Consider the following 21,051-nt stretch of genomic DNA (forward strand, 5'->3'; position numbering starts at 1 on the left):
GGGTGAAACGCGCAGAACGGTATGATGTTTGAGGCAGCCATCGGGCAACCATCCAGGAATCGCCAACCCACACCGTGGTTCTGCTCACTTCGCGGCTCGGCTAAACGATCTTTCTCTGCGGCGTCGCAGCACGTCGGGTATGGTCGGCGCGGATCGCGAAACTCTGCTCGACAGCACTGGCGGAAAGGTCGGCCGAAGACATGTGCGCAGCGGGGCCATTCAGTGGGCTCAATCGCAGACAATTCCTAGCGAAGGCGGCGGCGGCCGGTGCGGTGGGCGCGTTGGCCTCGTGGGCCAACCCGATCATCGAGCGGGCCTACGCCGCCGACCCCGCGGGGATGGGCGGCCTCGGCGATATCGAGCACTTCGTGTTGCTGATGCAGGAAAACCGTTCCTTCGACCATTATTTCGGCACTCTGTCCGGCGTGCGCGGCTTCGACGACCCGTCGACGGCCTGGCGACAGTACGGCTGGACGCCCGGCGCGGGCCCCGGCCCCGACGGCTACGTGAATCCCTTCCGCCTGGACACCACCTGCGGCGCCACGCTCGACGGTGAATGCATCAACGACCCGGACCACTCCTGGGAGGGCATGCACCGATCCTGGAACGGCGGTCGCAACGACCAGTGGATGCCGATGTCGGTCGCCAGTGTCGGAGCGGCCAACGCGCCCGCGGCGATGGGTTACTACCTGCCCGAAGACATTCCGATCCACACCGCGCTCGCCGATGCCTTCACGCTGTGCGACAACTACCACTGCTCGGTGCTCGGCCCCACCGACCCGAACCGGCTGTACTGGATCAGCGGCACCATCGACCCGGACGGCCTCGCGGGCGGCCCGCTGGTGGAAACCCCGAAATTGATTCCGCAGCACGTCTACAGCTGGCGCACCTACCCGGAGAACCTGTCCGAAGCGGGCGTCAGCTGGAAGGTCTACAACAACCGCGACGTCGGCCCGCTCTCCTCGGTGATCCTCGACGGCATGCTCGGCTGCTTCACTCAATCCGCCGACGCGAACTCGGAATTAGCCCGCCGCGGCATGGCGCCGGTGTACCCCAACGACTTTCAGGCCGACGTCGCCAATGACACCCTGCCCGCGGTGTCCTGGGTCATCCCGTCGCTGCTGAACTGCGAACATCCCGCGCTGCCAGCGGCATTCGGCGCGTTCGGCATCGTGCAGCTGCTCGACATCCTCACCTCGAACCCGAAGGTGTGGGAGAAAACCGCGCTCATCATCAGTTACGACGAGAACGGCGGCTTCTTCGACCACGTCACGCCGCCGACCCCGCCGCCGGGCACCCCTGGCGAGTTCCTTACCGTGCCGCTGGACCGCGTGTCCGCCGCGAAGGGCATCGCCGGTCCGATAGGTTTGGGCTATCGCGTTCCCGCGCTGGTGATTTCGCCGTATACCCGGGGCGGGCTCGTCGCCTCGGAGACCTTCGACCACACCTCACAGCTGCGACTGCTGGAAACCAGGTTCGGAGTGGAGGTGCCGAATGTGACCGCGTGGCGACGCGGCGTCACCGGCGATATGACCTCCACCTTCGATTTCGGCTCGGCCCCGAATATCGCGAAACCGGTGCTGCCCGATCTGAAACCGAAAATGGATGCCGCGGTCGCCCAATGCGGCCCGAATATCGCGTTGGGTACGGCGACAACCGGGATTCCGTATCCGGTTCCGCCGAATTCGATGCCGACACAGCAACCCGGGACCCGGCGCAAGCCGAGCGGGTTGATTCGGGCATGAGAGTGGCCCAGCCCTGGCGGGGGCTGGGCCACTTCTCGAACCAGTTCTCGAAGTCTCGGGTCAGCTTGCGGTGGCGGGCACCCACCGGACGGAGGGGACGACGGAGCGTTTTCGCATAGCCGCGAAGCTATGTCGAGCCGGGCTGAGCAGTGCGCTGAACCAGGTGCGGCGGTGTTCGGCCAACGCGGCCGCGACGGCGGGGATGTGGATGCAGTGCACGCCGCCCGCCATACCCAGGCGGTGGCGAGCCGTCTGGTTCATTCTGGTGCCCAATGGTGTTCCTTTGCTTGCTGGTGCTGGCGCTCCGATCGCCACGGCGAAGATTAGCCGAACGAAAGTGCCACGCAGAGTATTTTGCGCAAGTAATTGCCCCGGCGTGTCGGAAAGTTGTCGCCGATGAACCCGGTGCGGGCGGAATTGTTGCGAGATGGTCTCGGCCTCGTCACGGATCGGGCAATTACGGCGGCGGCAGGTGGAAACCGGGGCCCGGATGGGTAATCAGGCCGATTGTGCCGCCGTAGTCGAACGTCGCTCCTTGCGGCACTGTCCGGCGGTGTGGGCGGGCGGGTGGCCGGCGACCAGAGGATGCGAGACTGGTCGAATGTTGCGGATCGGCCTCACCGGAGGCATGGGAGCGGGCAAGTCGACGGTGGCGCGGATTCTCGCCGACCTCGGCGCGGTGATTATCGACTCCGACCTGATCGCCAGGGAGGTCGTCGCGCCAGGTACCGAGGGCCTCGCGGCGCTCGTCGCGGCATTCGGCGGCGAGATTCTAGCGGCCGACGGCAGCCTGGACCGACCGGCTTTGGCGGCCAAGGCATTCGCCGACGACGAATCGCGCGCGACGTTGAATTCGATAACGCATCCGCTGGTTGGTAAACGCACCGCCGAACTGATTTCCGCGGCACCGCGCGACGCCATTGTCGTGCAAGATATTCCATTGCTGGTCGAAAATGGTCTCGCGCCATTGATGAATCTGGTCATTGTCGTCGATGTCGATGCGGAAACTCGATTGCGCAGGCTCGTCGAATTCCGTGGCGTCGCCGAAGCCGATGCCCGTGCGCGTATAGCCGCGCAGGCCACCGATGAGCAGCGGCGTGCGGTTGCCGATGTGTTGCTCGACAACAGCGGGGCGCCGGGGGCTATCGAGGGCGTGGTCCGGCAGTTGTGGCAGGAGCGGTTGGTGCCGTTCGAGCACAACCTGCGCACCGGGACAGCCGCACGCCGGAACGAGATCCGGGTGGTGCCCGCGAACCCGGAGTGGGCCGTGCAAGCGCAGCGGCTCATCGCGCGGTTATGGGTGGCGTGTGGTGCGTCCGCGTCGCGGATCGATCACATCGGATCGACTGCGGTGCCGGATCTTCCGGCCAAGGATGTGATCGATCTGCAGATCACTGTTGCTGATCTGGCTGTAGCCGATGGACTGCGAGATGCATTGGGCGCGGCGGGTTTTCCGGTTCGTCCGGAGGTTACCGAGGACTGCCCGCGACCGACACCGCAGGATCCGGCGGGGACGGACGCCGCGTTGTGGGCCAAGCGCTACCACCAGAACGCCGACCCCGGTCGGCTCGCCAATGTCCATGTGCGCGTGGCAGGTTCGCCGGGGCAGGAGTACGCGCTGCTATTTCGGGACTGGCTGCGCGCCGACGCCGACGCGCGCGCCGAATACCTCGAGGTGAAGCGCGCGGCGGAGGCGAAGGCGGCAGGGTTGGTCGGCGCGGACGCGATGACCGCGTACAGCGACGTCAAGGAGCCATGGTTCGCCGCCGCCTACCCGCGCATGCTGGCCTGGCGGGATCGCTAGCGGCTCGTCCGCCGCTGCGTGAATTCAGGCCGGATTCACGTGCGGGGCAGTGTCGGCGGCGATGCGCCGAGCTGGTTGGCCGGTGCTACCCAGGTACCTCTGAGATCGGTTGTCGTGTGCGGCGATTCATCGCTTCCCGACTTCCAGGTGAGCGTGATACCCCGGGTCTCGAGCCAACTTTCGAGGCGGTAGTCGTTCGCGGCGATGCCGTCGATGGCATCGGTGGCGGTCTCGATGGCCGCCTGCGCCTGGACTGCGGTGAGCAGGCCGGCCGCGTGCGCGGCGAGCAGCTCGTCGACATCGAGCAACTCGGTGTTGCGGCCGGTGCGCACGATGATGTCCAGGTAGTGGTCCACCGACTTCCACCGGTCGGGCGCTACCTGACCGAATTCGCCGAGGTCGAGGTAGAAGTCCTGATCCCGCTGATGCTCCGGGTGGTAGTGGAAGATCGAGGCGCGCAGCGCCAAGTCGGGCAGTAGCCACGATTCGATGTAGTGGAACTGTTCATGGTCGGAGGTTCGCGCCATGTACAGGCCCCACGGCTCCACGTGGTACTGCTCGACCGGCCGCACGAATCCCTTCGGATCCGTGTTCGTCAGGTCCGTGAGGTCGAAGTACTCGACCTTGGGCCGGTGCACGTCAACAGAAGGTGCCTGCGTCATGCATTCAGAATCTACCGCCGCGACGTCGGAGTCGAGTGGCGTGCCGGTTACATCCAGGTGAGCGTGATGCCCTGGGTGGCGAGCCAATCCTCGACGCAGTGGTCGTTGGCGGCGAGCCCGTCCAGTGCGGCCGTCGCGCACTCGAAGGCCCGGTGCGCCTGCGCTGTGTCCACCAATCCGGCCGCGTGGGCGGCCAGCAGGTCGTCTACGCCGAGCAGTTCGACGCGGTGGCCCCGATGTACCTCGATGTCGAGGTAGTGGTCGACGGCCTTCCAGCGCTTCGGCGCGACCTGGGTGAACTCGCCGATATCGAGGTGGAAGTCGTGGTCGATGTGGTGCGCCGGGTTGCGCCGGGCGCAGGTCACCCGCAGCGAGAGCTCGGGCAGCAGCCAGGACTCCAGGTAGTGGTGGTGCGGGACGGGCACGATGCGCGCCATATATACGCCCCACGGTTCGTGGTGGTAGCGCTCGACCTGGCGGACGAAGCCCTTGCTGTCGGTGCTGGTGTGCTCCGCTAGGTTGAAGAACTCGACGTGCGGTCGGTGCGGCGGATGGCCGGGCGGTAACGCGGTGTTCGGCGGGACGGCGACGTTGTGATGGAGACCGGGTACCGCGGCACGGATGTGTCGAGCGATACTGCCTGCGAAGCCGGTGGTCGGCACGGTATTGAGCAATGGAATCAGACCTCTCATGGCTCTAGTCCTTCGCCACATCCGAACTATGTTGTCCGAACAACCACGTCAGAGTACACCCGGTAAAAGGTGATCGGGCGGATTGACGCGATATGTTTTTGGATACGAAATGTGTTGGTGCAAGGGACATTTCGGACACATAACGACGCCTGGGAGTGAAACGGTATTGCCCCGGTAAAGCACGGTATTGGTCCGGTAAAACTTACCCGTCGCAGGTTTATCGCACCTGGGAATTGGGGATAGTCGACGCGGGTTTTACTACCGGGACTCGGTGAACGCCATCGCCCGGGTCCGCGTGTCGTGGCGCCACCGCCCGCACGAGCGAGGAAACCTGTCGGTGGCTGGGCTTAGGCTGGTGAGCATGGCATTCGCAACCGAGATTCCGACGGAAGGCTACGAGGAGAGGGTCGCGGGCGAGACACCGCTCGCCCACTCCGAGCACCGGCCTGTCGGCGAGATCGAGCGCAGCGACGCGCGCTTCCAGGTGGTCAGCGAGCACGTGCCCGCCGGTGATCAGCCCGCCGCCATCGAGGAGCTGGAACGCCGGATCAAGGCGGGGGAGCGCGACGTCGTCCTGCTCGGCGCGACCGGCACCGGCAAGTCGGCCACCACAGCCTGGCTCATCGAGCGGCTACAGCGCCCGACGCTGGTGATGGCGCCGAACAAGACCCTCGCCGCGCAGCTGGCCAACGAGCTGCGGGAGATGCTGCCGAACAACGCCGTCGAGTACTTCGTCTCGTACTACGACTACTACCAGCCCGAGGCGTACATCGCGCAGACCGACACCTACATCGAGAAGGACAGCTCGATCAACGACGACGTCGAGCGGCTGCGGCACTCGGCGACGTCGAGCCTGCTGTCCCGGCGCGACGTCGTGGTGGTCGCGTCGGTGTCCTGCATCTACGGCCTCGGCACCCCGCAGTCCTACCTCGACCGGTCCGTGCAGCTCGAGGTCGGCGGCGAGGTCGACCGCGACGCGCTGCTGCGGCTGCTCGTCGACGTGCAGTACACCCGCAACGACATGGCGTTCACCCGCGGCTCGTTCCGGGTGCGCGGCGACACCGTCGAGATCATCCCGTCCTACGAGGAGCTCGCGGTCCGCATCGAGTTCTTCGGTGACGAGATCGAGGCGCTGTACTACCTGCACCCGCTCACCGGCGACGTGGTCCGCCAGGTCGACATGCTGCGCATCTTCCCGGCCACCCACTACGTGGCGGGCCCGGACCGGATGGAGCGCGCGGTGCGCGACATCGAGGCCGAATTGGAAGTGCGGCTGGCCGAGCTGGAACGGCAGGGCAAGCTGCTCGAGGCCCAGCGGCTGCGCATGCGAACCCAGTACGACCTGGAGATGATCCGGCAGGTCGGCTTCTGCTCCGGCATCGAGAACTACTCGCGGCACATCGACGGACGCCCGGCCGGGTCGGCGCCCGCGACGTTGCTCGACTACTTCCCCGACGACTTTCTGCTCGTCATCGACGAGTCGCACGTGACGGTGCCGCAGATCGGCGGCATGTACGAGGGCGACATGTCGCGCAAGCGCAACCTGGTCGAGTTCGGCTTCCGGCTGCCGTCCGCGGTAGATAACCGGCCGCTCACCTGGGAGGAGTTCGCCGACCGGATCGGCCAGGCGGTGTACCTGTCGGCCACCCCCGGTCCGTACGAACTGGGCCAGGTCGGCGGCGAGGTCGTCGAGCAGGTCATCCGCCCGACCGGGCTGGTCGATCCGAAGGTGGTGGTGAAGCCGACCAAGGGCCAGATCGACGACTTGGTGCACGAGATCCGGCAGCGCACCGAGAAGGACGAGCGGGTGCTGGTCACCACGCTCACCAAGAAGATGTCCGAGGACCTCACCGACTATCTGCTCGGGTTGGGCGTGCGGGTGCGGTACCTGCACTCGGAGATCGACACGTTGCGTCGTGTGGAACTGCTGCGGCAGTTGCGCCTCGGCGAGTACGACGTGCTGGTCGGCATCAACCTGTTGCGTGAGGGTCTCGACCTGCCCGAGGTGTCGCTGGTCGCGATCCTCGACGCGGACAAGGAAGGCTTCCTGCGCAGCAGCACCAGCCTGATCCAGACCATCGGCCGCGCGGCGCGCAACGTGTCCGGCGAGGTGCACATGTACGCCGACAAGATCACCGACTCGATGCGGCACGCGATCGACGAGACCGATCGCCGCCGGGCCAAGCAGGTCGCCTACAACACCGAGATGGGCATCGACCCGAAACCGTTGCGTAAGAAGATCGCCGACATCCTCGACCAGGTATACAAAGAGGCCGACGAGACCGAGGTCGAAGTCGGCGGCTCCGGCCGCAACTCCAGCCGCGGCCGCCGCGCCCAGGGCGAACCCGGCCGCGCGGTCAGCGCCGGCGTCTACGAGGGCCGCGACATCAAGTCGATGCCCCGCGCCGAACTCGCCGACCTGGTCAAAGAACTCACCGCCCAAATGATGAACGCAGCCCGCGAACTCCAATTCGAACTCGCAGGCCGCCTGCGCGACGAGATAGCCGACCTCAAGAAGGAACTGCGCGGCATGGACGCGGCCGGACTGAGTTGAGCAAAAGCGGGTGCGGTCGCCCGGGACAGGCGGGAAGGGAACGAGCAGGCTTTCTGTGTTCCCGCACCCTGTCTCGGGATCTGCACCCCGACTTGCCGTGGGACACGCCGTGTCCGGCGCGGTAAAGGGTGCGGGAGTGGGGTCTAGCGTGCACCCGGCGTGCAGCTTGGCTTGTGGGGCGAGCCGCGGGCGTGTTGTATTCCCGCACCGGTTTTCGGGATTCGCACCCCGACTTGTCTTGCGACGCACCGTGTCTGGCGCGAAACGGGGTGCGGGAGTGTGGTCCAGCGTGGGGGCGGCGGGCGGGTGCGGTGGTGGGAGCCGTGGGAGTGCTGTGGTTTCGCACCCTCTCTTGGAATCCGCACCCCGACTTGCCGTGGGACACGCCGAGTCCGGCGCGGCAAAGGGTGCGGATTTCCGGGGGTGGGGTGGGTCAGCTCTGGGTGGCCATCCATTCGTTTACTCGGCGGTCGGCTTCCTCGCGGGAGACGTTCTCGACCTTGGTCATTACCGCCCAGCGGTGGCCGAAGGGGTCGATGACTACGGCGAAACGGTCTCCGGTGACGAAGGTTTGGGGTTCTTCGGCGCTGCGGGCGCCGTTGTCGATGGCGCGTTTGACGACGTCGTCTACGTCGGGGCAGTAGTGCAAGATCGAGGTGTGCACCCATTCGCCGTTCGGGGCGAGCACGTTGTTGTCCGGTATCGGCATGCCCAGTTGCAGGGTGGAGTCGCCGATCTTCAGTTCGGCGTGGGCGGGCTGACCGTCGGGGAGGTCGTTGCGGCTGATCACCTCGGCGCCGAAGACGGCGGAGTAGAAGTCGATGGCCTTGTTGCCGTCGCCGACCGCGAGGAAACAGGTGATGGAGTGGTAGCCCTCGGCAATGGGATTCACGGTGTTTGTCATGACATTGATCCTGGTCGGCCGCGCGCTGTCGGTCTTGTAAGAACGCGACACGGGGCCGGACGGGAGCGAAACCATGTCCGACGGCACTGATTCCGGGCCGCTGCCGCGCAATCCGGCGGCACCGGCCGACACCACCGGCATTCTGCACCCCGACGAACAGGCCAAGTACCGCTCGCTGGCCCGGTTGCCCGCAGGTCCCGCCGTGGACCGGTTCGTCGAGTGGTATTGGTCGGTGCGCTGGGACCTGCGCGGCAGGCCGCCGTACCGGGCCGAGGTGCTCTCGTACCCGAGCGTGAACGTCACCTTCGAGCGATCCGCAACGCGCACAGGCGGTTTCGTCAACGGCGTGTGTACAACCAAATTCGTCAGGGAACTCAGCGGCGAGGGTGAGGTCTTCGGCCTGCGCTTCCGCGCGGGCGGCTTCGGCGCGTTCACCGGACTCGATGTCGGTTCGTTCCGCGACATCTCCGTCGAACTCGCCGACGTCATGCCCGGCGCGCATGACCTGGTCGACCGCGTCCTCGCCGTACCCACCGACGAGCAACGCCGCGCTATCGTCGAAGACTTCTTCGCCGCGCCCGCCGCCGCCGACGATCCGACCTACCACCTGGTGCTGCGCGTCATCGACGCGATGGCCAACGACCAGGAGCTGACCAGGGTCGATCAGATCACCGACCGATTCGACGTGCCGACGCGCACCTTGCAGCGCATGTTCCGCCGCTACGTCGGCGCAGGCCCGAAATGGGTGCTGCGCCGGTACCGCCTGCAGGACGGCGCCGAACTACTCGCCCGCGGACGTACCGAAGATCTCGCCACACTGGCCGCGGAACTGGGATACTTCGATCAGGCGCACTTCTCGCGGGAGTTCACCGCGGAAGTCGGAATGGCTCCACTGGAATACGCCAAGAATTCGCTACGCTCGCGCAACGAGGTCACGGCAAAGGTCATGCCGACCAGGTCGTAGTTGCTGGGCCGACCGTTTTCGACCATTCGACCACGGGCCCTGGAAAATACCGCTGGGGATGCTTAGTTGAATGTTGCACTACCTACTGTCAGCCAATTGAGGGAGCTGGACATGGATGTCGTGGTGTTGATCGGGCGGGTGTTGTTCTCGGTGTTGTTCCTGAGCTCGGCGGTCGGGCACTTCATGCAGACCGAAGCGATGGCGGGCTATTCGGCGAGCAAGGGTGTGCCGATGGCGAAGCTGTCGGTGCTGGGTTCGGGCGCGCTGTTCGGCCTCGGCGGGCTGATGGTGCTGCTCGGCGTGTGGGCCGATCTCGGCTCGCTTCTGCTCGCGGCGCTGCTTGTGGTGACCGCGGTGCTGATGCATCAGTTCTGGAAGGAAACGGATCCGCAGGTCAAACAGGGCGAAATGATCAACTTCAACAAGAACCTGGCGCTGGCCGGCGCCGCGTTGATGCTGTTCGCGTTCTTCGCCCATGTCGACGACCTCGGATTGACCATCACCGGACCGCTTTTCGACCTCTGACCCCGCTTGCCGCGCTAATATTGCGCGTCCTTTTTACTGCAGGGAGAGGAAGGCATGGACATCATCGGAGCGATTCTCGGCTTATTCTGGGCGAACTACCAACAGTGGCCGTAATGGCACGGTAGTCCCAGGCTCCAGCGGCCCGTCCCGGCGTGTGATTTGCGCGCCGCGACGGGCTGATGTCTGTCCGATCCTGCCTGGTATGTGACGAATATCCCAGGGGCACAAGATCGTTCGTCGCGGTTGTGCTTCATCACAGTTTCCCGGCCGGACAATTGTGTCTGCCCAGCTTGCCGATGCCCTTCCCGCATTTCCTGGCGAACGGGTGGCGCCAATGCCAGGACACCGGCAATGTGATGTGCTGCGATTTCTGTTATTTCCGGTCTGTTTGCCGCTAGGGTCGACGCAAGTCGCTGCGCCGGGGCACGTCTTGGTGATGCACCTCGGGCGTAGGCACCCTGACACAGTTGGAGGAGAGAATGACCGCCTACCGGACCATTGTTGTCGGTACTGATGGCTCGGACTCGTCGTACGTCGCCGTCGAGAAGGCCGCCGCGCTGGCTGGGGTGTCCGCCGCGACCCTGGTCATCGCGTGTGCTTACTACCCGACCGACGATCGCGACGTGGCCGCCGCCGCGGATGTGCTCAAGGACGAGGCCTACCAGGTGCGCGGGTCCGCCCCCACCAACGAGATCCTGCGCACCGCGCGGGACAAGGCTGTCGCCGCGGGCGCGCAGGACATTGTCGAGCGCGCCGTGGTCGGCGAGCCCGTCGAGTCCCTGCTCACCCTGCTCAAGGATGTGGACGCCGACCTTCTTGTAGTCGGCAACCGCGGCCTGAACACCCTGACGGGCCGCCTCCTCGGCTCCGTACCGTCGGACGTCGCCCGCAAGTCCCGCTCGGACGTCCTGATCGTGCACACCGTCCGCTAATAACCCACCCGAAGGCCCTTTTCCGTTTTTCGACCGAAGGGCACCTTCACCCCGGCAGACCAACCAAAGGCGCCCTTCAGTCGAGACTGTAGGGCGCCTTTGGTCTGTGTGCCCGACTGAGGGGACCTTCGGTCGGGTGCGGGGTTCAGGTCAGGGACTGCAACACCTCGGGCAGGTCCTCGCTGTGGACCACGCCGAGGCGTTGGGTGGCGCGGGTCAGCGCCACGTAGAGATCGTTGAGGCCGCGCGGGGATTCGTCCAGGATCGCTTGTGGCTCGACCAGATACACCGCGTCGAACTCCAAACCTTTCACGTCGTGCACGGTCAGCACCCGCACCGATGCGTCAGCCAGCTCGGCCAACTCCTCGACCAGGGTGTGCGGTGCGATCACCGCGGTGGTGCCGGGCCCGGTCTCCTCGGCGACCAACTTCGCGACCCGGTCGCGCACCTCGCCCGCGGTGACCCGATATCCGCGCGGTGGGTTCCCGCTCTCGCGCACCGAGCGCGGCGCGGACGCCTCGGGATCGATCGCGGCGAGCACGTCGGCGGCCACGTCCATGATCTCGGCAGGCGTCCGGTAGTTCACGGTCAGTTCGGTGAGCTTCCACCGCTTGGCCACATACGGTTCCAGCACCCGCTGCCACGACGACGCGCCCGCCGGGTCACCGGTCTGCGCGACATCGCCGACCACGGTGATCCAGCGATTCGGAATGCGCCGCATCACCATTCGCCACGCCATCTCCGACAGCTCCTGCGCCTCGTCCACGATGACGTGGCCATAGGTCCAGGTGCGGTCGCCCGCCGCGCGCTCGGCGGTGGTCTGCCTGGCGCGCACGTCCTGGCGTTCGGCGAGCTGGCTCGCGTCGATCAGGTCGTAGGCCATCAGGATTTCGGGGTCGAGCTCGTCTTCGAGATCCTGTGGCGCCGAACCGGTCAGGATGTCCAGCGCGTCCTGTGCCTCGGCGAGCTGGGCCCGCCAGCGGCGCCGGGAGCGTTCGCGTTCCTCGGTATCGTCCACGCCGAGCAGCTCGGCCAGCTCGTCGAGCAGCGGAGCGTCGGCCGCGCTGAACTCACCGTTGTCCGGACGCACCAGCTCCGCCCGATCCTGCGCGGACAGGGCACTGGCGACGCGGTCGAGCCGCTTTGGGTCGGCCAGCAGGTCGGCGAGCACGTCCTGCGGGGACAGCAACGGCCACAGCTTGCCGATGGCCTGCTGGATCTCCTGATCGGCCCGCATCTCGTCGCGGATCTCGGCAATATCGGTGCGGCTGAGCAAGCTTGGACCACCGGATAGATCAGCGCCCATGGTCTCGGCGAGCTGTTCGGTGAGCGCGTCGATGACCGCGCTGGTGAAAATCGGCTTGGCCAGATTGTGCGGGCGCCGCGAGGAACGGGCCCGGCCGCGCGCCCTGGTGGCGATCTTGCGATCCAGGGTCACCTGATAGCCGTCGAAGCTGAGCCGGACCGGTTCGCTCGGCACCTCTTGACGGTCGCGCACGGCCTGCTTGAGCACCTCCAGGATGTCGAGGGAGCCCTTGATCTCGCCCGCCCGCAACGAGTCCTCGCGAGTGGCCTTCACTCCGGGGTAGAGGTCACCGATGGTGGACAGCAGCACGCCGGTCTCGCCGAGCGAGGGGAGCACCTGGCCGATGTAGTCGAGGAAGGTGGCGTTCGGCCCGATGATCAGCACGCCGCTCTTGGCCAGCTGCTGGCGGTAGGTGTAGAGCAGGTACGCGGCGCGGTGCAGCGCGACGGCCGTCTTGCCGGTACCCGGGCCGCCCTGCACCACAAGCACGCTCTTGTGCTCCGAGCGGATGATCGCGTCCTGCTCGTGCTGGATCGTCTCGACGATGTCGTTCATGTGGCCGGTGCGGGCGGCATTGAGCGCGGCGAGCAGCGCGCTCTCGGCGCCAACCCCGGCGTCGCCGTCGGCCGCGCCGGCCTGCCGGGCGGCATTCAGGTCGAGGTACTCGTCGTTGATCGCGGTGACCGTGCGGTTGCGCGAGCGAATGTGCCTGCGCCGGGTCACGCCGTCCGGTGCCGCGGTGGTGGCCAGGTAGAACGGGCGGGCCAGCGGGGCGCGCCAATCGAGCAGCAGCGTCTCGTAGTCGTCCTTCTCGTCGAGAATGCCGAGCCTGCCGATGTAGCGATATTCGTCGCCGAGGTCGATCCGGCCGAAACACAGGCCGTGTTCGGCCGCATCGTATTTCGCGAGGTCCTCGTTATAGAGCTGGCTGAACGACTCGCGTTCGCTGCGGGCCTGCGGGGTGCCGCCGGATTCCAGCAGCACGGTGCGCAATCGGTTGCGCGCGTAGTCGCGCATCTCGTCGAGCCGGTCGTACAGCACCGACAGGTATTTCTGTTCCTGTTCGGTCTCGCGGGTCAGCTCGGGCGCGCCGTCACGTGCGGCACGGTCCTGAGTGAGGTCGGGCAAACTGAACTCCTTCACCGCGATGAGCCGAGCGAACGCTACACACGCAGGGCAATAGGCATGCGAACGTTCGGAAAACAAGGTTGTCGAGTCTACTGCGGTTGCGGCGTAGTCGCCGTATCCGCAGGTGTACCCGGTGTCGCGCCGCCCACCACGCGTCGTTCTGCGCGACGGTTACTGGTGTGCTGTAGCCGACCACCGGAAAGTGGTGCAACAGTTTCGCGCACCGCGGGTATTCCGGTGACCCGCGAAATTCTTCGAGAATCATCGATCGGACCGGTCAGGACGCGTGTGTGTTGTTCGGCCTGCGTCCCAAGCTGACCGAGCCCTCACGGTGTCCGGACGGCTTGGCCCGGTACATCGCCAGGTCCGCGTCGTGCAGCACGGCCTCGGGAGTACGCCGGTCACCGACTGTGAGCGCGGTAACTCCGATCGAGGCATTCACCTCGATCCGGTGCCCGCGCGCGATGATCGGCTCGGCCATGGTCGAACGCAGCCTGGCCACCAGCGCGTCGATATCCACCCGCCGGGTGCCGCCGGACAACAGCACCAGGAATTCGTCGCCGCCGAGCCTGCCGACGATATCGTCGCCGCGCAACGCGCGCTGCAACCGTTGCGCGACGATCTGCAGCACCGTGTCGCCGATCGCGTGCCCGAGCGTGTCGTTGATCGCCTTGAACCCGTCCAGGTCGATGAACAGCACCGTGGACACCGGCAGGTTCTCGCTGGTGGCCAGCGCGCCGGCCAGCTGGGACAGGATCAGCGAACGATTCGCCAGCCCGGTCAGCGAGTCGTGCGTGGCCTGGTACTCCAGTTGCCGCCTGCTGGCCCGGAATTCGGTGATGTCGGCGAACGAGGACACCGCGGACGAGCGTGGATCGCCGGGATTGAGCAGGCGGCTGCTGCCCGACAGCCAGCGCCGGTGTCCGTCGGGCCGGTCGACGCCGAAGACGAAGCCGGTGATGGTTTCGCCGGTGGCGAGCGTGCGGGCGATGGGGTGCCGGGTGGGCGCCAGCGGCTGCGCGTTCGCGTCCAGCAGGGTCAGCGGCAGCGACTGGATCGTCTTGCCGATGAGCGCGTCGTCGGACTCATCGCTGCCGAAGACGCGCATGGCCGCCGGGTTGGCCGACTCGATGCGGCCGTCCGGATCGATCACGACCACGCCCTCCTCCAGTTGCGAGACGACGGTGGTGAAGTGGTGTTCGGCCAGCCGCTGGGCGGCTTCGGCGTGTCGCTGAGCGGTGAGGTCGTGGATGACCACCTGATAGGCGAGGTGGTCGTGCCAGGGCGTGAGCACCGACACGATCTCGACGGGCATCAGCATGCCGTCCGCACGGACCAGCGTTATCTCGGCCGAGTCGGCGGCGGCGCCCTGGGTGGTCAGGTGGCTGATCCGGTCCAGCATTCCCGGGACGGAACTGGGATGGATGAACTGGGTGATGGGTTTGCCGATCACGTCGTCGACGCTGTCGGCGGCCAGCAAGCGCACCGTGGCGGGATTGACGTAGACGACGATGCCGCGCTCGTGCACGCAGATAGCGTCGGGCGTGTGCTCGACCAGGGAACGGTAGCGTTCGGCCAGCTGCTCGGCGGCCGCGACCTTGTCCTCACCCACTCGAACCCCCAATCGTCGACCCGATCTGGCCAGTGGAGCATGGGATTATTCTCGTATCGACGTGCACAAGACCACAGCGTCGACGCTATTGCCTCGATCACAGTTCAGGCGCTTAATCGGGGACTGTCTGGTGATCATTACAGAACCGGTGCTCAGGAAATGTCCGGCCGACCGGGTTCGGCTGGGGAATCGGTGCAAGAGCGCTGCTGAACCGGCGGTGACCGGACGGCAGCAGCAAGATCATATGACGTTCGCCGGGGTCGGTGCCATCACCGCCTACCGCCGGGAGGCTCAGCCGGGCCGGGCAGACTCTGTCGCGGTTCCGGCAGGCAGGGCGGATCGATAATCCGTCCTCATGGCAGCGGCACCGACCAGCACAGCCGGGTGCCAGGCAGGGCCGCATCCGCTTCCGTCACCTTCCCCGCCGCGCCGATGACGAAGTGCCCGTCCGCCTTCTCCGCACGCTGCTCCAAATTCCGTAGTCCGCTGCGCACCACGTGATTCGGGATGCCCCAGCCGTTGTCGGTCACCACGATCGTCAGGTCGTCGTCGACGCTGATCTCCACCGCGACCGTATCCGCCCCGGAATGCCGGACCGCGTTGCTGACCGCCTCGCGCACTACGGCTTCGGCGTGATCGGCCAGCTCGGCCTCCAGCACCGACAGCGGTCCCGACACCGAAAACGTCGACCGCAGTGTGGTTTCCGCGGTCTGCTGGCGGATCGCGTGCTCGATCCGCTGCTGCAGTGGGTTGCCGTTGCCGCCGTGCAGGTCGAAGATCGAGGTCCTGATCTCCTGCACCACCTCTTGCAAATCGTTGACCACGGTGGAAAGGCGTTGTCGCACTTCGGGAACGGTGGCTTTGGTGACCGCGCCCTGCAGCGTGATGCCGACCGCGAACAGGCGCTGGATGACGTGGTCGTGCAGGTCCCTGGCGATTCGGTCGCGATCGGCCAGGATGTCGATATCGCGCATCCGCTGCTGCGCGTCGGCCAGCTGCACGGCCAGCGCCGCCTGGTCGGTGAACGCGGCGGTCAGCTCGACCAGCTCGTCGGAGTACGGGGCGGCGCCGATCGGGCGCACCGTGGTGAGCACGCCGAGCGTGCTGTCCGGGGTGCACAGCGGCAGGATCAGCAGCGGCCCCGCGCCGGGGAGCGCGAGGCCGAGATCGACCGCGCCGGCGTCGTCGAAACGTAGCGGGGTGCGGCGGGTGAACGCCTCGCCGAGCACGGATCCTTCGGCGCGCACCGCCTTGCCCTCATAGCCCTCGCCAGGCCCGCACCAGGTGGTGATCGCGAGCGCGGCGGGCTCGCCGTCTTCGTCGGGGCCGGTCAGAAACGACTGGTGCGAGCCGGTCAGCGTGCGCGCGTGCTCGACCACGTGCGCGAGCACACCGGCGGACTGGTTGCCCGCGAGCAGTTCGGTGGCGATGTCGCGGGTCGCCGCGATCCAGGCCTGCCTGGTGCGCGCCGATTCGTAGAGCCTGGCGTTGTCCACCGCGATGCCCGCCGCGGCCGCCAGCGCCTGCACCAGTACATCGTCATCGTCGGTGAACGGCTGCCCGCCTGCCTTCTCGGTCAGATAGAGGCTGCCGAACACCTCACCGCGGATCCGCACGGGGACCCCGAGGAAGGTATGCATCGGCGGGTGGTGCGGTGGAAGCCCAACGGAGGCAGGATGATTGGTGAGTTCATCGAGCCGGAGCGGTTTCGACTGATGGAACACCACGCCGAGCACGCCGTGGCCCTGCGGCAATCGTCCGATGGCACTGCGGGTTTCGTCATCGAACCCCTCGTCGATGAACTGCACCACCTGCTGGTCATGGCCGCGCACCGCGAGCGCGCCGTAGCGGGCGTCGACCAGGCTGATCGCGGTGCGCACGATGGTGCGCAGGGTATCGTCCAGGTCGAGGCCGGAGGTCACGGCCAGCATCGCCTCGACCAAACCGTCCATTCGGTCGCGCGAATCGAGAATGAGTTCGACGCGTTCCTTGACCTCGCTGAGTAGTTCGCGCAGGCGCAGTTGCGACAGGGTGTCACGCACGGAATAGGGGTCGGTGCCGTGATCGTGGGTCATATCGGCTTCCCCTTGTGGTGGGCGCGCGAACTGCGCCCTGTCCCAGTCTAGTTCGCCCTTCGGGGTCTTTCGGCCCTGTTCGCCACGGCGTTGCGATGGTGACATGGGGCTACGGGATCAGGATATCGAGGGCAGGGCGTGTCATATGAAGTCGTCGGGGCTGTTGCATTCTTCGTCACCACAACACTGGCTCACCGCAAGCGATCTCGATCTAGCCGTCACTACCTTCGGTGCGGTGCCGGATGTCGACGTAACGAGGGCGGTCCGGGCGATCGGCCGGGTGCTGCGCCGCCACCACCTCGACGCGGCGACCAGGGTGCGCGTCACCGCGCCTGCCGATGCGGGCGAAGTAACGGTGGTACAGGCCAACATTCGGTGTCGCGCGATCGCCACCCGGGTGCAGGTGACCGGTCCGGGCGGGTTCGCGGTGACCTTCGCCGCCGAACGGCTGGACCGGCAGCTGGCCCGGCTCGCCACCACCCAGTCCCGGGATTGGCCCGACCCCGCCCGCCCGCCGCTGGCCGAGGTCACCGAGCCCCGCCCGATCGTGCGCCGCAAGAAGTGCGAACTGCTCACCGGTAGCCCCGCCGAGGCGACGGCGGTGATGGACGCGATGGATTACGACGCCTACCTGTTCACCGACCGCGAGTCCGGTACCGAGGCCGTGGTGGCCTGGGGTGATCCGCTCGGCGTCCGGCTGTTCCGCCAGCACGCGGCGGTGAGCGGTCCGCCGACGGTAAATCTGCTACCGCTGACCGTGGATTCGGAACCGGCGCCGGTCCTCGATGAGGAGCGGGCCGCGCGCATCCTGTGCCACCACGGCCTGCCGTTCCTGCTCTTCACCGACCCGGCCACCGGTCGCGGCCGACTGCTGTACCGCCGCTACGACGGCGATCTCAGCATGGTCGAACCGGCGTAACCGCACTCAGCTCAGCGGGACCGACCAGTGCACCCGCGTCCCACCGGAGGCGGCGCGCTCGATGCTGCACCGGCCGTCCGACTCGGTCGCCCGCTGTGCGAGATTGGCCAGGCCGCTGGCGATTACGTCGTCCGGCACGCCTGATCCGTTGTCCCGCACCAGGATGGTCAACTCGTCGGCGACGGTGATCTCGATCGTCACCGCGTCCCCGCCCGAGTGCCGCACCGCATTGCTGACCGATTCGCGCACAACGGCTTCCGCGTGATCGGCCAGCGCGGGCCCGACCACCGACAGTGGGCCGTCGACGTGCAGCCGCGCCCGGATCGGAGACGCCGCGGTCTGCTGCCGGACCGCGTCCTCGAGGCGTCGCCGCAGCGAGGCGCCCGCGCCGCCGTGCAGATCGAAAATCGTCGTTCTGATCTCCTGCACGATCTCCTGCAGTCGATCGATCTCGTCCGAAAGCCGTTGCTGGACTTGCGGGTCGTCCACCCGCGCGGCCATGCCCTGCAGGCCGAGACCGACCGCGAAGACCCGCTGGATGACGTGATCGTGCAGGTCGCGCGCGATCCGGTCGCGGTCGGCGAGCACGTCGAGTTCGCGTGCTCTGCGCTGCGCCTCGGCCAGCTGCATGGCCAGCGCGGCCTGGTCGGTGAAGGCCGCGGCGAGCGCGCCGAGTTCGTCGGAGTACGGCTCGGCGTCGGGCGCGCGCACGACGATCAGCACGCCGAGCACCACTCCGGCGGTCTGCAACGGCAGGATCAACGCGGGTCCGGCGGGCTCGAGCGGTGCGCCGAGGTCGATGCCCCGCGCGTCGGCCAGATGCATGGTGGCGCGCTCGGCGAACGCCTTGCCCGCGACGGTGTCGATGAGCCGCACGTGCTGTCCATCGACCGGCGCGTCCGCCCTCGACCATTGCGCCACAACCAGTTCCGTGGCCTCCTCGGGCGGGACGCCGGGCTCGACGACGGCGAGGATCGCCTGCTCCGACCTGGTCAACGTGCGCGCGTGCTCCACCACCTGCGCGAGCACCCGATCCGGCGCGGTGCCCGCGAGGAACTCGGTGGCGATATCCCGATTCGCCGCGATCCACGCCTGCCGGGTACGGCCCCACTCGTAGAGCCGCGCGTTGTCGACGGCGATGCGGGTCGCGGTGTCCACGATCGTGCGCAACGCGTCGAACACGAGGTGCGCCGCGGCGTCCGTCATGTCGTGGTCAGCGTTCGCCGAGCTTGCTGGCCAGCACCGCGGCCTGGGTACGCCGCTCCATGCCGAGCTTGGCAAGCAGCCTCGACACGTAGTTCTTGACCGTCTTCTCCGCCAAGAACATTCGTGCCGCGATCTGCCGGTTGGTGAGTCCCTCGCCGAGCAGCGCGAGCAGCTTGCGCTCCTGCTCGGTGAGCCCGGCCAGCGGGCCGTCGTCGTCGGGCACGCCATCGCGCAGCCGGGCCCGCAACGCGGCGGCCGCCCGGTTGTCCAGCAGCGAACGCCCCGCGCCGACCGCCTTGATCGCGGCGGCCAGCTCCATGCCCTTGATGTTCTTCACGACGTATCCGCTTGCCCCGGCCAGGATCGCGTCGAGCATCGCCTGCTCGTCGGTATACGAGGTGAGAATCAGGCAGCGCAGCCCGTCCACCTCGGCGAGCAGGTCGCGGCACAGCTCGATACCGTTGCCGTCGGGCAGCCGGACATCGAGCACCGCGACATCGGGGCGCAGCATCGGAATCCGGGCCATCGCCTGCGCGACGTCACCCGCCTCGCCGATCACCGTCAGCTCGGGATCGCCCTCCAGCAGATCGATCAGACCGCGCCGGACGATTTCGTGATCGTCGACGAGAAATACCTCGAGCACGTCGGTCTCCCTGTCGTCGTCTACCGGACGAAAGCAGCCTCCCGAAAGCCACGAGTAGATAACGACGTTCCGGGTAAGCTTGCAATGAAGTCAACCAGAGGGGCCGTGGGCAGCGGAGCCATAAGGCTCATATGTACGTGGGAACTCGAGCGATGACATATTCAGCGACATTAGATTTCAGCGCGATCTTCGGATCGCCGCGTGCCTGTCCGGGCTGCGGCTCCGACCTCTTCGACGAACCACCCGATGTCCTCCAGCGCTGCGCAGGCTGCGGCGCACACTGGGGACCAGCAGTGGAAGGGCACGGCGTCGAAGAACGTAGGCGCCCATGAGGATCGGCCAGATAGTCCCGCCATGGGTCCCGGTACCACCGCCCGCCTACGGCGGCACCGAAGCGGTGGTCGGCAATCTCTCGGTCGGCCTCGACCTGCTCGGCCACGACGTGCACCTGTTCACGGTGGGCGATTCCACCTGTCCGGTACACCGATATTCGCTGTACGAGCATCCGACCGTGCAGATCGGCGTCGGTGAGGCCGAGTTGATGCACGTGCTCGCCGCCTACGAAACGCTGGCCGACGTCGACATCATTCACGACCACACCTCGCTCGGTCCGTTCGTCGGCGCGATCCAGAACGGGCCGCCGGTGGTGGTCACCAACCACGGGCCCTTCTCGTCGATGCGCCAGGAGCTGTTCCGTTCGATGGCGCGCCACGCCAGCATCGTCGCGATCTCCGAGGCGCAACGCCGGATGGCGGGCAGCGTGCCGATCGCCGAGGTGATCCATCATGGCATCGACCTCACCGCGCATCGATTCGGCCCCGGCGGCGGCGGTTACCTGGTGTTCGTCGGCCGGATGAACGAGACGAAGGGCGTGCACCGCGCGGTGCAGATCGCCAGGCTGGCGCGGCGCAAGCTGATCATGATCACCAAGATGCGCGAACCGGAGGAGCAGCGCTACTACACTGAGCGGGTGCGTCCACTGATGGGCCCCGACGATCCCGAGCCGCGTGAGGAACCCACCGCGCGCCGGGTCGAACTGGTGCGCCACGCCGACGCGTTGCTCAATCCGATCGAGTGGCCCGAGCCGTTCGGGCTCGTGATGGCCGAGGCATTGGCTTGCGGCACACCGGTTCTCGCGTTCCCCAACGGCGCGGCCCCGGAGATCGTCGAGCACGGCAAGACCGGATTCCTGTGTCGCGGTGTCGAAGAGATGGTGGACGCCATCGGCCAGGTGCACACCATCGATCGCCGGGATTGCCGCGCGGCGGCGGAGCAGCGGTTCGACAGGCTGCGGATGGCGCGCGATCACGAGCGGCTGTATCGCCGCATCCTGGCGGAGCGGACGACCCGGGTCATGGTGCCCACCACGGTGGCGTGAGT

Annotated in this window: 16 protein-coding genes and 1 pseudogene; 8 read left to right on the forward strand and 9 right to left on the reverse strand. The window is 66.9% G+C overall.

Annotated elements, in window-relative coordinates:
* The first annotated feature begins 200 nt into the window (after positions 1–200).
* The gene (locus tag ACIA8C_RS36835) at positions 201–1,745 is read left to right on the forward strand and encodes a phospholipase C (protein ID WP_397142975.1); all 1,545 of its coding nucleotides are present in this window, start codon (positions 201–203) and stop codon (positions 1,743–1,745) included.
* Between the two features lie 60 nt (positions 1,746–1,805).
* Here ACIA8C_RS36835 and ACIA8C_RS36840 read toward each other — a convergent pair whose 3' ends face one another.
* Positions 1,806–2,018: a hypothetical protein gene (locus ACIA8C_RS36840; RefSeq protein ID WP_397143241.1), complete on the reverse strand. Its 213-nt coding sequence runs from the start codon at positions 2,016–2,018 to the stop codon at positions 1,806–1,808.
* A gap of 328 nt (positions 2,019–2,346) precedes the next feature.
* On the opposite strand from ACIA8C_RS36840, the gene coaE reads away from it, so the two are divergent.
* On the forward strand, positions 2,347–3,549 hold the full coding sequence (gene coaE, locus ACIA8C_RS36845) for a dephospho-CoA kinase (RefSeq protein WP_397142977.1): 1,203 nt from the start codon (positions 2,347–2,349) through the stop codon (positions 3,547–3,549).
* Between the two features lie 140 nt (positions 3,550–3,689).
* Here the strand turns inward: coaE and ACIA8C_RS36850 are convergent.
* Both ACIA8C_RS36850 and ACIA8C_RS36855 read right to left on the reverse strand, forming a co-directional pair.
* A pseudogene (locus ACIA8C_RS36850) lies at positions 3,690–4,211 on the reverse strand (DUF402 domain-containing protein); the annotation flags it as partial.
* Positions 4,212–4,258: 47 nt separating this feature from the next.
* Positions 4,259–4,903, reverse strand: coding sequence for a DUF402 domain-containing protein (locus tag ACIA8C_RS36855; protein WP_396990024.1), 645 nt, complete (start codon positions 4,901–4,903; stop codon positions 4,259–4,261).
* 361 nt (positions 4,904–5,264) lie between these two features.
* Here ACIA8C_RS36855 and uvrB point away from each other — a divergent pair, with 361 nt between their 5' ends.
* Entirely contained in the window at positions 5,265–7,457 is a 2,193-nt protein-coding gene (gene uvrB / locus ACIA8C_RS36860; RefSeq protein ID WP_397142979.1) for an excinuclease ABC subunit UvrB, read from the forward strand.
* A gap of 433 nt (positions 7,458–7,890) precedes the next feature.
* Here uvrB and ACIA8C_RS36865 read toward each other — a convergent pair whose 3' ends face one another.
* Entirely contained in the window at positions 7,891–8,361 is a 471-nt protein-coding gene (locus ACIA8C_RS36865; RefSeq protein WP_397142981.1) for a VOC family protein, read from the reverse strand.
* A 73-nt stretch (positions 8,362–8,434) separates the two neighbouring features.
* On the opposite strand from ACIA8C_RS36865, the gene ACIA8C_RS36870 reads away from it, so the two are divergent.
* The 3 genes from ACIA8C_RS36870 to ACIA8C_RS36880 all read left to right on the forward strand — a co-directional run bounded on the left by ACIA8C_RS36870 (position 8,435) and on the right by ACIA8C_RS36880 (position 10,782).
* On the forward strand, positions 8,435–9,325 hold the full coding sequence (locus ACIA8C_RS36870; RefSeq protein WP_397142983.1) for a DUF6597 domain-containing transcriptional factor: 891 nt from the start codon (positions 8,435–8,437) through the stop codon (positions 9,323–9,325).
* A 96-nt stretch (positions 9,326–9,421) separates the two neighbouring features.
* Positions 9,422–9,850: a DoxX family membrane protein gene (locus tag ACIA8C_RS36875; RefSeq protein ID WP_397142985.1), complete on the forward strand. Its 429-nt coding sequence runs from the start codon at positions 9,422–9,424 to the stop codon at positions 9,848–9,850.
* A gap of 479 nt (positions 9,851–10,329) precedes the next feature.
* Positions 10,330–10,782 carry a universal stress protein gene (locus tag ACIA8C_RS36880; protein WP_396990029.1) on the forward strand — a complete coding sequence of 151 codons (453 nt, stop codon included), beginning with the start codon at positions 10,330–10,332 and terminating at the stop codon, positions 10,780–10,782.
* A 145-nt stretch (positions 10,783–10,927) separates the two neighbouring features.
* Here ACIA8C_RS36880 and ACIA8C_RS36885 read toward each other — a convergent pair whose 3' ends face one another.
* From ACIA8C_RS36885 to ACIA8C_RS36895, 3 genes are all read right to left on the reverse strand, one after another.
* A complete protein-coding gene (locus tag ACIA8C_RS36885; protein ID WP_397142987.1) occupies positions 10,928–13,216 on the reverse strand; it encodes a HelD family protein in 2,289 nt (762 codons plus the stop codon).
* A gap of 277 nt (positions 13,217–13,493) precedes the next feature.
* On the reverse strand, positions 13,494–14,828 hold the full coding sequence (locus ACIA8C_RS36890; protein WP_397142989.1) for a diguanylate cyclase domain-containing protein: 1,335 nt from the start codon (positions 14,826–14,828) through the stop codon (positions 13,494–13,496).
* A 353-nt stretch (positions 14,829–15,181) separates the two neighbouring features.
* Positions 15,182–16,903, reverse strand: a complete 1,722-nt coding sequence (locus tag ACIA8C_RS36895) for a GAF domain-containing sensor histidine kinase (RefSeq protein ID WP_397142991.1) — start codon at positions 16,901–16,903, stop codon at positions 15,182–15,184.
* 145 nt (positions 16,904–17,048) lie between these two features.
* Between ACIA8C_RS36895 and ACIA8C_RS36900 the strand changes: the two genes are divergently transcribed.
* Positions 17,049–17,822 (forward strand): sigma 54 modulation/S30EA ribosomal C-terminal domain-containing protein, encoded by a 774-nt coding sequence (locus tag ACIA8C_RS36900; protein ID WP_397142993.1) that lies wholly within the window; start codon positions 17,049–17,051, stop codon positions 17,820–17,822.
* Positions 17,823–17,828: 6 nt separating this feature from the next.
* Here the strand turns inward: ACIA8C_RS36900 and ACIA8C_RS36905 are convergent, their stop codons facing one another.
* Together ACIA8C_RS36905 and ACIA8C_RS36910 are read right to left on the reverse strand one after the other, a co-directional pair.
* On the reverse strand, positions 17,829–19,028 hold the full coding sequence (locus ACIA8C_RS36905) for a sensor histidine kinase (RefSeq protein WP_397142995.1): 1,200 nt from the start codon (positions 19,026–19,028) through the stop codon (positions 17,829–17,831).
* 7 nt (positions 19,029–19,035) lie between these two features.
* Positions 19,036–19,671: a response regulator gene (locus tag ACIA8C_RS36910; protein ID WP_397142997.1), complete on the reverse strand. Its 636-nt coding sequence runs from the start codon at positions 19,669–19,671 to the stop codon at positions 19,036–19,038.
* Between the two features lie 328 nt (positions 19,672–19,999).
* On the opposite strand from ACIA8C_RS36910, the gene ACIA8C_RS36915 reads away from it, so the two are divergent.
* Positions 20,000–21,049: a glycosyltransferase family 4 protein gene (locus ACIA8C_RS36915; protein ID WP_397142999.1), complete on the forward strand. Its 1,050-nt coding sequence runs from the start codon at positions 20,000–20,002 to the stop codon at positions 21,047–21,049.
* The last annotated feature ends 2 nt before the right edge of the window (positions 21,050–21,051 follow it).

This window comes from Nocardia sp. NPDC051321, from assembly GCF_044455225.1.
Classification (GTDB): domain Bacteria; phylum Actinomycetota; class Actinomycetes; order Mycobacteriales; family Mycobacteriaceae; genus Nocardia.